The organism is Streptomyces rhizoryzae (assembly GCF_023155275.1).
GTDB lineage: Bacteria > Actinomycetota > Actinomycetes > Streptomycetales > Streptomycetaceae > Streptomyces > Streptomyces rhizoryzae.
Genome location: NZ_JALMUV010000042.1, coordinates 1 through 14,608, shown reverse-complemented (window position 1 = coordinate 14,608; position 14,608 = coordinate 1). Strand labels below are relative to the sequence as shown.

At 70.6% G+C, this 14,608-nt stretch carries 11 protein-coding genes and 2 tRNA genes; 10 read left to right on the top strand and 3 right to left on the bottom strand.

Going from position 1 to position 14,608, the window contains the following annotated elements; translation table 11 throughout:
* The first annotated feature begins 236 nt into the window (after window positions 1-236).
* On the top strand, window positions 237-431 hold the full coding sequence (locus MUU72_RS27370; protein WP_066974875.1) for a hypothetical protein: 195 nt from the start codon (window positions 237-239) through the stop codon (window positions 429-431).
* A gap of 267 nt (window positions 432-698) precedes the next feature.
* On the opposite strand, the gene MUU72_RS27365 is transcribed toward MUU72_RS27370, so the two are convergent.
* Window positions 699-769: transfer RNA gene (locus MUU72_RS27365), tRNA-Gly, on the bottom strand.
* Window positions 770-902: 133 nt separating this feature from the next.
* Between MUU72_RS27365 and MUU72_RS27360 the strand changes: the two genes are divergently transcribed.
* The 5 genes from MUU72_RS27360 to clpX all read left to right on the top strand — a co-directional run bounded on the left by MUU72_RS27360 (window position 903) and on the right by clpX (window position 5,732).
* Window positions 903-979: transfer RNA gene (locus MUU72_RS27360), tRNA-Pro, on the top strand.
* Between the two features lie 271 nt (window positions 980-1,250).
* A complete protein-coding gene (gene tig / locus MUU72_RS27355) occupies window positions 1,251-2,636 on the top strand; it encodes a trigger factor (protein WP_248016082.1) in 1,386 nt (461 codons plus the stop codon).
* Window positions 2,637-2,922: 286 nt separating this feature from the next.
* On the top strand, window positions 2,923-3,525 hold the full coding sequence (locus tag MUU72_RS27350; RefSeq protein ID WP_248016125.1) for an ATP-dependent Clp protease proteolytic subunit: 603 nt from the start codon (window positions 2,923-2,925) through the stop codon (window positions 3,523-3,525).
* Window positions 3,526-3,590: 65 nt separating this feature from the next.
* Window positions 3,591-4,265 carry an ATP-dependent Clp protease proteolytic subunit gene (locus MUU72_RS27345; protein WP_282504743.1) on the top strand — a complete coding sequence of 225 codons (675 nt, stop codon included), beginning with the start codon at window positions 3,591-3,593 and terminating at the stop codon, window positions 4,263-4,265.
* A gap of 183 nt (window positions 4,266-4,448) precedes the next feature.
* Window positions 4,449-5,732, top strand: a complete 1,284-nt coding sequence (gene clpX / locus MUU72_RS27340; RefSeq protein ID WP_018538878.1) for an ATP-dependent Clp protease ATP-binding subunit ClpX — start codon at window positions 4,449-4,451, stop codon at window positions 5,730-5,732.
* Between the two features lie 114 nt (window positions 5,733-5,846).
* On the opposite strand, the gene MUU72_RS27335 is transcribed toward clpX, so the two are convergent.
* Window positions 5,847-6,824 (bottom strand): hypothetical protein, encoded by a 978-nt coding sequence (locus MUU72_RS27335; protein WP_248016081.1) that lies wholly within the window; start codon window positions 6,822-6,824, stop codon window positions 5,847-5,849.
* A 170-nt stretch (window positions 6,825-6,994) separates the two neighbouring features.
* Between MUU72_RS27335 and MUU72_RS27330 the strand changes: the two genes are divergently transcribed.
* Window positions 6,995-9,643, top strand: coding sequence for a valine--tRNA ligase (locus MUU72_RS27330; RefSeq protein WP_248016080.1), 2,649 nt, complete (start codon window positions 6,995-6,997; stop codon window positions 9,641-9,643).
* Here the strand turns inward: MUU72_RS27330 and MUU72_RS27325 are convergent.
* Window positions 9,609-10,808 carry a hypothetical protein gene (locus tag MUU72_RS27325; protein WP_248016123.1) on the bottom strand — a complete coding sequence of 400 codons (1,200 nt, stop codon included), beginning with the start codon at window positions 10,806-10,808 and terminating at the stop codon, window positions 9,609-9,611. The two genes, MUU72_RS27330 and MUU72_RS27325, sit on opposite strands and share 35 nt — an antisense overlap.
* Before the next feature lie 264 nt (window positions 10,809-11,072).
* On the opposite strand from MUU72_RS27325, the gene MUU72_RS27320 reads away from it, so the two are divergent.
* From MUU72_RS27320 to MUU72_RS27310, 3 genes are all read left to right on the top strand, one after another.
* A complete protein-coding gene (locus MUU72_RS27320) occupies window positions 11,073-12,521 on the top strand; it encodes a peptidoglycan D,D-transpeptidase FtsI family protein (RefSeq protein WP_248016079.1) in 1,449 nt (482 codons plus the stop codon).
* Window positions 12,522-12,599: 78 nt separating this feature from the next.
* On the top strand, window positions 12,600-14,126 hold the full coding sequence (gene folC, locus MUU72_RS27315) for a bifunctional tetrahydrofolate synthase/dihydrofolate synthase (RefSeq protein ID WP_248016078.1): 1,527 nt from the start codon (window positions 12,600-12,602) through the stop codon (window positions 14,124-14,126).
* Between the two features lie 2 nt (window positions 14,127-14,128).
* Window positions 14,129-14,461, top strand: a complete 333-nt coding sequence (locus MUU72_RS27310; RefSeq protein WP_248016077.1) for a DUF4233 domain-containing protein — start codon at window positions 14,129-14,131, stop codon at window positions 14,459-14,461.
* Window positions 14,462-14,608 lie beyond the last annotated feature (147 nt).

Below are 14,608 nucleotides of genomic sequence, written 5' to 3'. Positions count from 1 at the left end.
CGGTGACCGTTGTGGGGCGGTGCGGGAGGTTTTGCGGACCGGCCCCCGGTGCCCCGCGGGTCCGCCGGGCCGTCCGGAAGGGGTGCGATGCGTGCGTCTGCAAACGAGCAAAGCGTTGGCCGATGATTCGTCACCCGCCTGCGGTGGGCAGGGAGTTGATGGCACGATGGGTGCCGGGGGTGTGCGCGGCATGCCCCAGGGCCGGTGAGGCGTTCCGACCGAGGGTGTGATCAGTTGTGGCTCTGTCGCTGTCCGTTGTCCTGATGTTGGGCATCATCCTGATCGTTCTGATCAGACAGAAGGCGATCAAGGCCGGCCCGGCGCTGGTCGCCATACTCTTCGGCTTCTTCCTCGCCTCGACGGGCATGGCCCCGGCGATCAACCGCTTCCTGAACTCCATCGCCCAGACCATCAACCACATCACCTTCTAGGTCCGGGTCCGCGGGCCGGACTGAGGGGGTCCGTCCACCCCCGGTCCGCGCCGGCGCGGTTCAGGCGCCCCGCTCCACCGCTCCCGCCCGGTGCCGCCACGCCCCCACGCCACGGCTCCGGCGCCTCCGCCTCATCCTTCCGCGCGGTGCACCGCGCGCCCTCGGTATCCGGAATCGCCCGGCGCGGCGCGGGAGTTGGCGCACCGCCGGACCGCTCCGGAACGGCGAAAGCCCCGGACCGGCGGTCCGGGGCTTTCCCCTTTCACGAGCGGGCGACGGGAATCGAACCCGCGTAGCCAGTTTGGAAGACTGGGGCTCTACCATTGAGCTACGCCCGCGAGCGCCACGGTCGGTGGGACCCGGCACGCAGAGCATCGTAGCGGGTGGAGGCGGTCCGCCGCACACCGCATCGCACTCCCGATAACAGGCAGCCGTACCGTCCGCGGCCATGTACCCTACGTGTCGCACCGACGGGGTGTGGCGCAGCTTGGTAGCGCGTCCGCTTTGGGAGCGGAAGGTCGTCGGTTCGAATCCGGCCACCCCGACCAGTCAGAAGCCCGACCCGCGGGACGCCGTACGGCAGAAAGCGGGCATACGCCGGCGGAAGCCGGTATACGTCGGCGGAAGCCGGTATATGTCGGCGGAAGCCGGTATAAGGGGCCCTTCAAGGTCGCGTTGTCGGTGCCCTCCTCCTTGCGGTTACTATGCAAGCTGCGTGCCCGTATGTCTTCGCACCGGGCGCGATCGGCCGGTCCGGGACATGACGGAGCCGGCGGATCTTAAGGCAAAACCCCAAAGTCAGCCCAAGGAGACCGAACCGTGAAGAGCGCCGTGGAGACCCTGAACCCGACCCGGGTTCGGCTCACTGTCGAGGTGCCCTTCGAGGAGCTCAAGGACAGCCTCGACGCGGCGTACAAGAAGATCAACCAGCAGGTCACGGTGAAGGGCTTCCGCCGCGGCAAGATCCCGGCGCGCGTCATCGACCAGCGGTTCGGCCGCGGCGCCGTGCTGGAGGAGGCCGTCAACGACGCGCTCCCGAAGTTCTACACCGAGGCGGTCAACGAGGCTGAGCTGAACGTCCTCGGCCAGCCCGAGGTCGACATCACCGAGCTCAAGGACAACGAGCTGCTCGCGTTCACCGCCGAGGTCGACGTCCGCCCCGCCCTGGAGATCCCGGACTACTCCGGCATCGAGGTCGAGGTCGACGCCGTCGAGGTGTCCGACGAGGACGTCGAGAAGTCCGTCGAGCAGCTGCGTGAGCGCTTCGCCTCCACCAGCCCGGTCGAGCGCGCCGCCCAGGACGGCGACGTGGTCACCGTGGACCTGGAGGCCAAGGTCGACGGCGAGGTGCTGGCGGACGGCATCGCCAAGGGTGTCAGCTACACCATCGGCTCCGGTGAGCTGCTCGACGGCATCGACGACGCCGTCAAGGGCCTGGAGGCCGGCGGCAGCGCCACCTTCACCTCCGAGCTCAAGGGCGGCTCCGCCCAGGGCAAGGAGGCCGAGGTCAAGGTGGACGTCACCGAGGTCAAGGTCCGCGAACTCCCCGAGCTGGACGACGAGTTCGCCCAGATGGCCAGCGAGTTCGACACCCTCGACGAGCTCAAGGCGGACAGCCGCAAGCGCCTGGAGCGGATGAAGAAGTTCGACCAGGCCACCCAGGCCCAGGAGAAGGTCCTGGAGGCGCTGCTCGGCCTCATCGAGGTCCCGATCCCCGAGAAGCTCCTCGAGGACGAGATCCGCACCCGCAAGCACAACCTCGAGCACCACCAGCTCGGCCAGATGGGCCTCGACCTCGCGAAGTACCTGGAGATCCAGGGCAAGACCGAGGAAGAGTTCGACGCCGAGACCAAGGAGCAGGCGGAGAAGGGCATCAAGACCCAGTTCGTCCTGGACGAGCTGGTCAACAAGGAGAAGCTGAACGTCAGCCAGGAGGAGCTCACCGAGCACCTCATGCGGCGTGCCCAGTCCTCCGGCATGTCCCCCGACCAGTTCGCCCAGGCCGTCGTCGAGGGCGGCCAGGTGCCGATGCTGGTGGGCGAGGTCGCCCGCGGCAAGGCCCTCGCGGTGGTCGTCGAGGCCGCGACCGTGAAGGACACCAACGGCGAGGTCGTCGACCTGGACGACGAGGAGGAGACGGAGGCCGCCGAGGCCGCCGCCGCCGAGACCGAGGGCGCCGAGCAGGCGGAGAAGTCCGAGGGCTGAGCCCCGCAGGCTCCGCAGGCCGACTGATCACGGGCCCGAACGCGCACGTCCGCGTGTTCGGGCCCGTGTCTCGTCCCGGTCCGTGAGCCTGCGCTCACAGCGAACAGTTCTCGCTCCGGGATGGCGCCCGCCGACCAGCGCGTTAGGGTCCGTAGATACGAGGGCAGGGGAGTTCCGGAAAGTACGCCGGGCGCACGACGCGGCACCGGTCCCCGGCCCCAGAAGACGACGCTGAAGACGGCCCCGAGCCGTCCGACAACGAGCAGGTGGACACGTGACGATCCCGATGCCTTCCGCCGCCGCTGAGCCGACCTCCGGTGGCCTCGGCGACCAGGTCTACAACCGGCTGCTCGGCGAGCGGATCATCTTCCTCGGCCAGCCGGTCGACGACGACATCGCCAACAAGATCACGGCGCAGCTGCTGCTCCTGGCCGCCGAGCCGGACAAGGACATCTACCTCTACATCAACTCCCCGGGCGGCTCGGTCACGGCCGGCATGGCGATCTACGACACCATGCAGTACATCAAGAACGACGTGGTGACCATCGCCATGGGCCTCGCCGCCTCGATGGGCCAGTTCCTGCTGAGCGCCGGCACCCCGGGCAAGCGCTTCGCGCTGCCCAACGCGGAGATCCTCATCCACCAGCCCTCGGCGGGCCTGGCCGGCTCGGCCTCGGACATCAAGATCCACGCCGAGCAGCTGCTCCGGACGAAGAAGCGCCTGGGTGAGCTCTCCGCCCTGCACACCGGCCAGACGCTGGAGCAGTGGACCAGGGACGCCGACCGCGACCGCTGGTTCAGCGCCGAGGAAGCCAAGGCATACGGTCTCATCGACGACGTCATGCCCTCCGCCGCCGGCGTTCCGGGCGGGGGCGGCACCGGGGCCTGAGCTCCCGGACACGCCCCGCAGCCGACCCCCAGCCCCTTTCCGCCACCAGGACGGTGAACCTCCAGATGAACAACTTCCCCGGAAGCGGTCTCTACGAGCGCACGAAGGCCGAGTTCTCCGGCATGCCCGCCGAGTCCCGCTACATCGTTCCGCGCTTCGTCGAGCGCACCTCGCAGGGCGTGCGCGAGTACGACCCGTACGCGAAGCTCTTCGAGGAGCGGGTGATCTTCCTCGGGGTGCAGATCGACGACGCGTCGGCCAACGACGTCATGGCGCAGCTGCTGTGCCTGGAGTCGATGGACCCGGACCGCGACATCTCGGTCTACATCAACAGCCCCGGTGGCTCCTTCACGGCCCTGACGGCGATCTACGACACGATGCAGTTCGTCAAGCCCGACATCCAGACGGTCTGCATGGGCCAGGCGGCCTCCGCCGCGGCCGTGCTGCTGGCGGCCGGCACCCCGGGCAAGCGCATGGCGCTGCCCAACGCCCGGGTCCTGATCCACCAGCCGTTCAGCGAGACCGGCCGCGGCCAGGTCTCCGACCTGGAGATCGCCGCCCGCGAGATCCAGCGGATGCGCCAGCAGCTGGAGGAGATGCTGGCCAAGCACTCGTCCACGCCGATCGAGAAGATCCGCGAGGACATCGAGCGGGACAAGATCCTGACCGCCGAGGAGTCCCTGGCGTACGGTCTGGTCGACCAGATCGTGTCCACCCGGAAGTCCTCCGTCTCCGTCTGATCGCGTTCTTCTCGCGAACTTCTCGCGATCTTCGCGAAATGCGCCGGAGTGTTGCCCCCTTGGACCGAGTGAACCGAGTCGGTCCAAGGGGGGCCCGTACGGGGGGCCCGGCAAGGTACCGTCGATAGGCAAGCACCCGGGTCCGCGGAGCAATGCGGATCCCAGGCGAAGGGGATTCACCTCGTGGCACGCATCGGTGACGGCGGCGACCTGCTCAAGTGCTCGTTCTGCGGAAAGAGCCAGAAGCAGGTGAAGAAGCTCATCGCGGGACCTGGTGTGTACATCTGCGACGAGTGCATCGACCTCTGCAACGAGATCATCGAGGAAGAGCTGGCCGAAACCTCCGAGGTGCGCTGGGAGGAACTCCCCAAGCCCCGGGAGATCTACGAGTTCCTCAACGGCTACGTCGTCGGCCAGGAGCCCGCCAAGAAGGCGCTCTCGGTGGCCGTCTACAACCACTACAAGCGCGTCCAGGCGGGCGAGAACGGCCCGGGCCGCGGCGACGAGGGCATCGAGCTGGCCAAGTCCAACATCCTGCTGCTCGGCCCCACCGGCTCCGGCAAGACGCTGCTCGCCCAGACCCTCGCCCGGATGCTCAACGTCCCCTTCGCCTTCGCGGACGCCACCGCGCTGACCGAGGCCGGCTACGTCGGCGAGGACGTCGAGAACATCCTGCTGAAGCTGATCCAGGCCGCGGACTTCGACATCAAGAAGGCCGAGACCGGCATCATCTACATCGACGAGATCGACAAGGTCGCCCGGAAGAGCGAAAATCCGTCGATCACCCGGGACGTCTCGGGCGAGGGCGTCCAGCAGGCGCTGCTGAAGATCCTGGAGGGCACCACCGCCTCGGTGCCGCCCCAGGGGGGCCGCAAGCACCCCCACCAGGAGTTCATCCAGATCGACACCACCAACGTCCTCTTCATCGTCGGCGGTGCCTTCGCCGGCCTGGAGAAGATCATCGAGGCCCGGTCGGGCGCCAAGGGCATCGGCTTCGGCGCCACCATCCGCTCCAAGCGCGAGATCGAGTCCAAGGACCAGCTCCAGGACGTGATGCCGGAGGACCTGGTGAAGTTCGGGATGATCCCGGAGTTCATCGGCCGCCTCCCCGTCCTCACCTCGGTCCACAACCTCGACCGCGAGGCGCTGCTCCAGATCCTCGTCGAGCCGCGCAACGCCCTGGTCAAGCAGTACCAGCGGCTCTTCGAACTGGACGGCGTGGAGCTGGACTTCGACCGCCCGGCCCTGGAGGCCATCGCCGACCAGGCGATCCTCCGCGGCACCGGCGCCCGCGGCCTGCGCGCCATCATGGAGGAGGTCCTCCAGGCGGTGATGTACGAGATCCCGTCCCGCAAGGACGTCGCGCGCGTCGTCATCACCGCCGACGTGGTCCACTCCAACGTCAACCCGACGCTGGTCCCGCGCACCCGCGGCGACTCCGGCGAACCGCACGAGAAGAGCGCCTGACCGCGGCCCCGGCCGCCCGGCCGAACGGCTCGGCGGAAGCGCCCGGACAGAACCGCCCGGACAGAACCGCCCGGCAGCACCGTTGCTGCCGGGCGTTCGCGTACGCGGCCGGGGCTACTTCTCCTTGCGGACCTCGTTGCGGATCTTGGCGGTCTTCTCCGCGAGCTGCTCGGCGCTGGGGGTGGTGGCCGAGCCGCCGCCGTTGGGGTTGGGCGCGGCCATCATGGTGACCACCCCGAGGGCGCTGTTGTCGCCCCACATGCACACGGACGCGGTGACGGGCACGCTCATACCGCTCGCCGAGTAGGTCAGCTTCTTCGTCTCGCACTTCATGACGGTGCCGTCGAAATCGCTGGGCGAGTACTCCGTGGGCGGGGTGACGTCCTCCACCTTCGGGCTGTTGGCGCCGTTCTTGAGGCCCTCGTTGAGCTGGGCGAACGCCTGGGTCACGGTCCCCTGGGGATCGGCCACCTGCCCGTACACGCCGCTCACGGACATGCCCAGTCCGGACTGGTCCTTGTACTTGCCGCCGACGCCCTTGCCGTTGGTGATGCCGAACTTCTTGGCGTCCTTGTCGTTGCTGAAGTCCGAGGTGCCCCCCATGGGGGAGCCGGTCGTGTCCTTGCTGAACTGCCCGTTCAGCAGCTTGTCCGGCATCACCATGGTGTACGGCTTGACCTGGCCGCCCGAGCCGAAGGCGAAGTACGCGCCGACGCCGATGGCCGCGACCACCACGACGGCGCCGATGATCAGGCCGATCTTCTTGCCGTTGCCGCCGCCCTCCGGCTCCTGCGGGATCGTCCCGTAGGGCGTCTGCTGGCCGCCGTACGGGGCCTGCTGGCCGTAGGGGGACTGCGCCGGCTGGCCGTAGGGCTGCTGCTGCGGGGCCTGCTGGGGGTAGCCGTAGCCCTGCGGCGGAGGGGCCTGGCCGCCCTGCTGGGGGTAGCCGTAGCCCTGCGGGGGAGGGACCTGGCCGCCCTGCGGCGGATAGCCGTAGCCGGGCTGGGGCGCGGGCGGCTGCGGCTGGCCGTAGGGGCCCGGCTGCGGGGGCTGCTGCCCGTACGGGCCCGGCGGCGGCTGGTTGAAGCTCATGGAGCGGTTCCCCTCGTGACTGCTGGTGGCGCCCACGTGCCGGGCGGCACCCGGGCGCCGGGCGTGAAGTTGATGCGCTGCCGCCATCCTGTACGACGCCGCCGGCGGCCGGAGCCCCGGGGGCGAAACCGATTCGAAGCCGCTACATCCGCGCCCGTACACTGTCGGTCGTGACCGAGAACACTCAGCAGCCCAAGCACAGCGCCCCCGAACTGCCGACTCAGTACACGCCGGCCGATGTAGAGGGGCCGCTGTACGAGCGCTGGGTAGAGCGGGGCTACTTCGAGGCGGACGAGAAGAGCGACAAGCCGCCGTACACCGTCGTCATCCCCCCGCCGAACGTCACCGGCAGCCTCCACCTGGGCCACGCCTTCGAGCACACGCTGATCGACGCCCTGACCCGCCGCAAGCGGATGCAGGGCTACGAGACGCTGTGGCAGCCCGGCATGGACCACGCCGGCATCGCCACCCAGAACGTGGTCGAGCGCGAGCTCGCCAAGGAGGGCGTCTCCCGGCACGATCTCGGCCGCGAGAAGTTCGTCGAGCGGGTCTGGCAGTGGAAGAACGAGTCCGGCGGCCAGATCTCCGGGCAGATGCGGCGGCTGGGCGACGGCGTCGCCTGGTCCCGTGAGCGGTTCACGATGGACGAGGGCCTCTCCAAGGCCGTCCAGACGATCTTCAAGCGGCTCTACGACGACGAGCTGATCTACCGCGCCGAGCGCATCATCAACTGGTGCCCGCGCTGCCTGACCGCCATCTCCGACATCGAGGTGGAGTACCAGGACGACGACGGCGAGCTGGTCTCGATCCGCTACGGCGAGGGCGAGGCGTCCATCGTCGTCGCCACCACCCGCGCGGAGACGATGCTCGGCGACACCGCCGTCGCGGTCCACCCCGAGGACGAGCGGTACGCGCACCTGGTCGGCACCGAGATCGAGCTGCCGCTGACCGGCCGCCGGATCCCGGTCGTCGCCGACGAGCACGTCGACCCGGAGTTCGGCACCGGCGCGGTGAAGGTCACGCCCGCCCACGACCCCAACGACTTCGAGATCGGCCGCCGGCACGACCTGCCCAGCCTGGCCGTCCTCGACGAGCGCGGGGTCATCACGGCGCACGGCCCGTTCCAGGGCCTGGACCGCTTCGAGGCCCGGTCGGCGATCGTCGGCGCGCTGCGCGCCGACGGCCGGATCGTCGCCGAGAAGCGCCCGTACACCCACTCCGTGGGGCACTGCTCGCGCTGCAAGACCACCATCGAGCCGCGGCTGTCGATGCAGTGGTGGGTCAAGGTCGGCCCGCTGGCGAAGGCCGCCGGTGACGCGGTCCGCGACGGCAAGGTCGCCATCCACCCCAAGGAGATGGAGTCCCGCTACTTCGGCTGGGTCGACAACCTCCACGACTGGTGCATCTCGCGCCAGCTGTGGTGGGGCCACCGCATCCCGGTCTGGTACGGCCCGAACGGCGAGGTCGTCTGCGTCGGTCCCGACGACGAGGCGCCCACCGGCGAGGGCTGGCACCAGGACACCGACGTCCTCGACACGTGGTTCTCGTCCGGCCTGTGGCCGTTCTCCACGCTGGGCTGGCCCGAGCAGACCCCGAGCGTGGCGAAGTTCTACCCGAACTCCGTCCTGGTCACCGGCTACGACATCCTCTTCTTCTGGGTCGCCCGGATGATGATGTTCGGCCTGTACGCGATGGACGGCACCCCGCCGTTCCACACCATCGCGCTGCACGGCATGGTCCGCGACCAGTTCGGCAAGAAGATGTCGAAGTCCTTCGGCAACGCGGTCAACCCGCTGGACTGGATGGACACCTACGGCTCCGACGCGGTCCGCTTCACCCTGGCCCGCGGCGCCAACCCGGGCGTGGACGTCCCGATCGGCGAGGACTGGGTCCAGGGCTCCCGCAACTTCGCCAACAAGATCTGGAACGCCACCCGCTTCGCGCTGATGAACGGCGCGACGGTGGAGGGCGGCCTCCCGGCGGCCGACCAGCTGTCGGCGGCCGACCGCTGGATCCTCTCCCGGCTGAACGCGGTCGTCGCCGAGGTCGACGCGTACTACGAGGACTACCAGTTCGCCAAGCTGTCGGACACCCTCTTCCACTTCGCCTGGGACGAGGTCTTCGACTGGTACGTGGAGCTGTCCAAGACCACCTTCGCCGCCGGCGGCCCGGCCGCGGACGCCTCGCGGCGGGTGCTGGGCGAGGTCCTCGACGTCACGCTGCGGCTGCTGCACCCGGTCGTCCCGTTCGTCACCGAGGCGCTGTGGACGGCGCTGACCGGCGGCGAGTCCGTCGTCGTCGCCGCGTGGCCGACGGCCGTGCAGGTCCCCGGCGCGGACGCCCCGGGCGGCTTCCGGGACGCGGCGGCCGAGCGGGAGATCGAGACCGTCCAGCAGGTCGTCACCGAGGTCCGCCGGTTCCGCTCCGACCAGGGCCTCCAGCCCGGCCAGAAGGTCCCGGCGCGGCTGGACCTGGCCGGTACGGCCCTGGCGCCGCACGAGGCCGCGATGCGGTCGCTGCTGCGCCTGACGCCGGCCGGTGAGGGCTTCACCGCCACCGCGTCGCTGCCGGTCGCGGGCGCCACCGTCGCCCTGGACCTGTCCGGCGCGATCGACGTGGCGGCGGAGCGGAAGCGGCTGACGAAGGATCTGGCGGCGGCCGAGAAGGAGCTGGCGCAGACCACCGCCAAGCTCGGCAACGAGGCGTTCCTCGCGAAGGCCCCCGAGCAGGTCAAGGAGAAGATCCGGACCCGCAAGGCGGCCGCCGAGGCCGACATCGAGCGGATCAGCGCGCAGCTGGCGGCCCTGCCCACGGCGTAGCCGGCGGCTCCGGCCGGGCGCCGGCCTCCACCGCAGGCCCCTCGTCCGTACGGGCGGGGGGCCTGCGGCGTCCGCGCCGGCCGCCGCGGTCGCCGCGCTCGCGGACCGGCCACAGCAGCACGTACGCGGTGGAGACCGCCACGAACGCCAGCCGGATCAGGCCGCGCGCGGAGTCGTCCGGGACGGCGAAGACGCTGCCGTAGAGGACCAGCAGCGCCAGCCAGCTCCACCAGGGCACCAGGCGGCGCTGGCCGATGACGTCCCACAGGAGCGTGCCGAGCAGCACGGACGCGGTGTAGTAGGTGTAGACGCTGGGGTCCAGGACGATCCGGGCGTTGGCGCCGAGCAGCACCACCGCGGCCCAGCGGCCCCGCCAGACGGCTATCCCGCCCAGCAGCAGGCCGAGGGCGAACTGCGCGGGCCGGTCCCAGCCGGGGGTCTCGGGGTCGTCGATGCCCAGCCAGCGCAGTGCGGACGCGGGGTGGTTGGGGATGGCGAACTTGGCCGCGGCGAAGGTCTGCGCGTCGCCGAGGAAGAACGGCAGCCAGGCGGCGGCGACCAGCCCCGCGCACCACAGGCCGGCCCTGAGCCACTGGTGCCGGGGGAGGGCCAGCAGCAGCGGGACGAAGGCCAGCGCGGTCGGTTTGGAGTCCATCGCCAGGGCCAGGAAGGCGCCGGTCAGGGCGGCGTTGCCGCGGGTGACGGCGCGGACCGCGAGGGCGGTGAAGAACAGCGCCAGCACGTCGTCGAGGTGCCCGAAGCGGACCGCGACCTCGATCCACATGGGGATGAACGCGAGCCCGGCGATCAGCACCCGCTGCCGCAGCCGCTGGTGGTTGGTGCCGGTGCCCAGGAAGTGGTGGGCCGCGCTGCGGCCGGCCAGCACCAGGATGACCAGGCCCAGCGCGGACATCAGCGCCGCGGCGAGGAACTGGCCGGTGGCCTCGGGGAAGGGGTTGAACAGCCCGGCGGTCAGGAAGCTGACCGGCCCCATCTGGAGCTCGGGGTGGTGCGCGTAGAGGTTGAGGCCGCCGGTGCCGTCGCCCGAGCTGCCCTGGTAGATCAGCTCGCCGCCGGTGCGCAGGTAGTGCCACGAGAACCCGCCGTGCGGTTCGACGACCGCGAACCACAGCACGGTCCAGGCGGTGAGCAGCACCAAGTGCATCCGCTGACTGATTGCCGGCACGCCTGATCAGCTCCTGCTTTCCCGACTCGTGGGGTCTTCCGTCCGGGGGCGTCCACACCCCGCCGTCGAAGAGGGCACCAGGGGCCGGAAAGGTTGTCCGGTCCGGTGGACGGATGGCTCACACCGCACCGCGGTGCGGTTCTCATGACGCTCTCATGAACACCAGGCACGGTGGACCGGAATGCCGGAGTTCCGGCGGAAACATCTGTCCGGTCCCGTCCTGAGCACCCGAGGAGCCGCGCCATGAACAAACCCCTGCGACGGGTCTCGGTCTTCTGCCTGGCGCTGGTCCTGGCGCTGATGGGCTGGGCCACCTGGATCCAGGGGGCCAAGGCCAGCGACTACCAGGACGATCCGCACAACCCGCGGGTGAACATCGCCAAGTACTCCGCGCCGCTGGGGAACATCCTGGTGGACGGCGAGCCGGTCACCGGCTCCGCGCCCACCTCCGCCTCGCTCAAGTACAAGCGGACCTACCAGGACGGGCCGCTCTACGCCCCGGTCACCGGCTTCTCCTCGCAGATCTTCGGCAGCACCCAGCTGGAGAGCCTCTACGGGGACCTGATGGGCGGCACCGACAGCCGGCTCCAGACGCCCGCCGACGCCCTGCTGCACGAGCGCCCCAAGGGCGGCGACGTGGCCACCACCATCGACCCCAAGGTGCAGAAGGCCGGCTACGAGGCGCTCGGCGGCAAGACCGGCGCGGCCCTCGCGCTGGACCCGGCGACCGGCCGGATCCTGGGCATGGTCAGCACCCCGTCGTACGACCCGGGGAAGTTCGCCGGGTCGTCCACCGCCGACCAGAAGGCGTGGCAGGCGCTCACCCAGGACAGCGGGCAGCCCAACCTCAACCGGGCGTTGCGCCAGCCGCTGCCGCCCGGCTCCACCTTCAAGCTGGTGGTCGCCGCCGCCGCGCTGGAGAACGGCCTGTACTCCTCGGTGGACCAGCCCACCGACAGCCCCGACCCGTACACCCTGCCGGACACCCGCACCCGGCTCACCAACGAGAGCGCCTCGGCACCCTGCGAGAACGCCACCATCCGCACCGCGCTCCAGTACTCCTGCAACACCGTCTTCGCGAAGATGGCGGTCGACCTGGGCAAGGACAAGGTGGCCGCGCAGGCCGAGAAGTTCGGCTTCAACGACGCCGAGCTGGACGTCCCGGTGCGTGCCGCGAAGAGCGTCTACCCCTCGGACATGGACCGGGCGCAGACCGCGCTGTCCGGTATCGGCCAGTTCAACGACCAGGCCACCCCGCTCCAGATGGCGATGGTCGCCTCGGCGATCGCCGACGGGGGCGACCTGAAGACCCCGCAGCTGGTCGACAAGCTCACCGACGGCGGCGGCAACACCGTCCAGCAGAACAGCCCGAAGACCTACCGCAAGGCGATGTCGGCCCGGACCGCCGAGCAGCTGAAGTCGGCGATGCAGACCGTCGTCGACAAGGGCACCGGCTCCAACGCGAAGATCGACGGGGTGACGGTCGGCGGCAAGACCGGCACCGCGCAGCACGGGGTGGACAACAGCGGCACCCCGTACGCGTGGTTCGTCTCGTACGCCGACGACGGCAAGGGGCACCGGGTCGCGGTGGCGGTGATGGTCGAGGACGGGCACGCGGCCCGCAACGAGGTCTCCGGCAACGGGCTGGCCGCCCCGATCGCCAAGGCGATGATGCGGGCCGCGCTGGCCTGACCGGGGCCGGGGCGGCGCCGGTCGCGGCGCGGGGGCGGCGCGGGCCCGTTGTCGGTGGCGGCTCGTAGACTTGTCGTCGTGAGCGAGCGCCCCCAGAACGACGACCCTGATCCGACCCCCGGCCCGGACGACGCCTTCGAGGAGCTGGTCGAGGCCGAGACGCACCGCGACCCCGACCTCGCGGTGATCGAGGCCGGCAGCCGGACCCTGCGCACCCAGGCCGGCCCGCCGCAGGGGGACCAGGTCCCGGCCCGGCCCGCCGACCCGGAGGTCGACCGCGCGCTGCGCGCCGTCGAGGAGGAGCTGGGCGGCCGCTGGGGCGAGACCAAGCTCGACCCGTCCACCGAGCGCATCGAGGCGGTCCTGGACATCCTGGGCTCCCCGCAGCGGGCCTACCCCTCGATCCACATCACGGGGACGAACGGCAAGACCAGCACGGCCCGCATGATCGAGGCGCTGCTCGGCGCCTTCGAGCTGCGCACCGGCCGCTACACCAGCCCGCACGTCCAGTCCGTCACCGAGCGGATCAGCCTGGACGGCGGCCCCATCTCCGCCGAGCGCTTCATCGAGACGTACCGCGACATCGCCCCGTACGTGGAGATGGTCGACGCCCAGCAGGAGCACCGCCTCTCCTTCTTCGAGGTCCTCACCGCGATGGCGTTCGCCGCGTTCGCCGACGCCCCGGTGGACGTCGCGGTCGTCGAGGTCGGCATGGGCGGCACCTGGGACGCCACCAACGTCATCGACGGCGACGTCGCCGTGATCACCCCGATCTCCCTCGACCACACCGACCGGCTCGGCGAGACGCCCGAGCAGATCGCCGGCGAGAAGTCCGGGATCATCAAGAAGGACGCCACGGTCGTGCTGGCCCAGCAGCCGGTGGAGGCGGCCTCGGTGATGCTCAAGCGCGCCGTGGAGGTGGACGCCACGGTCGCCCGCGAGGGCATGGAGTTCGGCGTGCTCGCCCGCGAGGTGGCGGTCGGCGGCCAGATGCTGACGCTGCGCGGCCTGGGCGGCGAGTACCCGGAGATCTTCCTCCCGCTGCACGGCGCCCACCAGGCGCACAACGCCGCGGTCGCGCTCGCCGCCGTGGAGGCGTTCTTCGGCATCGGCGCCGGCCACGCCCGCACCCTCGACCTGGACACCGTTCGCACCGCGTTCGCCTCGGTCACCTCGCCCGGCCGGATGGAGGTGGTCCGGCGCAGCCCGACGGTGGTGCTGGACGCCGCGCACAACCCCGGCGGCGCCCGGGCGGCGGCCGAGACGGTCACCGAGGCGTTCGGTTTCAGCCGCCTGATCGGTGTGGTCGGCGCCAGCGAGGGCAAGGACGTCCGCGGGGTCCTGGAGGCGTTCGAGCCGATCTTCGCCGAGGTCGTGGTGACGCGGAACTCCAGCGCCCGCGCGATGGATCCGGACGAGCTGGCCGCCGTCGCCGTGGAGATCTTCGGCGCCGAGCGGGTGCAGGTCGAGCCGCGGCTGGACGACGCGCTGGAGGCGGCGATCACCCTCGCCGAGGAAGAGGGCGAGTACGCCGGCGCCGGGGTGCTGGTGACCGGCTCGGTGATCACGGTCGGCGAGGCCCGCCTCCTCCTGGGAAGGAACTGACCATGCGGACGCTGTGTGCCTCCACCCTGATAGGCGAGTTCTTCGTGATCGGCTTCGCCGGCCTGGTCGCCATGCAGCTCACCGACATCCCGCGCACCACCATCTGGCTCGTCAGCGGCATCGCCATGCTGCTGAGCCTGCTCCTGTGCGGCATGCTGACCCGCCCCGGCGGCGTCCAGCTGGGCTGGGCCCTCCAGCTCGCCCTGATCGCCAGCGGCCTGGTCGTCCCCACGATGTACTTCCTCGGCGCGGTGTTCGCGGCCCTGTGGTGGGCGTCGGTCCACTACGGGCGCAAGGTCGACGAAGCGCGGGCCCGAGTGGCCGCGGGCGCCTGACGGCGGCGCCGCCCACGTTGTCGGCTTTCCCGCCGCGGGGTGCGTTCCTGTTGCGCCTGCGGCGCGTTGCGTTTCCGCTGCGCGGGGCTGTGGGGTGCGGTGACGGGCCTGCGGGGGTGGTGTGCCGGACTGCTTCGCTTTACGTCC

What these genes read in the sequence shown, in the direction of transcription:
- MUU72_RS27350 (WP_248016125.1), top strand. Translation starts at nt 2,923, where the DNA reads ATGCCTTCCGCCGCCGCTGAGCCGACCTCCGGTGGCCTCGGCGACCAG.
- MUU72_RS27345 (WP_282504743.1), top strand. Translation starts at nt 3,591, where the DNA reads ATGAACAACTTCCCCGGAAGCGGTCTCTACGAGCGCACGAAGGCCGAG.
- MUU72_RS27335 (WP_248016081.1), bottom strand. Translation starts at nt 6,824, where the DNA reads ATGAGCTTCAACCAGCCGCCGCCGGGCCCGTACGGGCAGCAGCCCCCG.
- MUU72_RS27325 (WP_248016123.1), bottom strand. Translation starts at nt 10,808, where the DNA reads ATGCACTTGGTGCTGCTCACCGCCTGGACCGTGCTGTGGTTCGCGGTC.
- MUU72_RS27320 (WP_248016079.1), top strand. Translation starts at nt 11,073, where the DNA reads ATGAACAAACCCCTGCGACGGGTCTCGGTCTTCTGCCTGGCGCTGGTC.
- MUU72_RS27310 (WP_248016077.1), top strand. Translation starts at nt 14,129, where the DNA reads ATGCGGACGCTGTGTGCCTCCACCCTGATAGGCGAGTTCTTCGTGATC.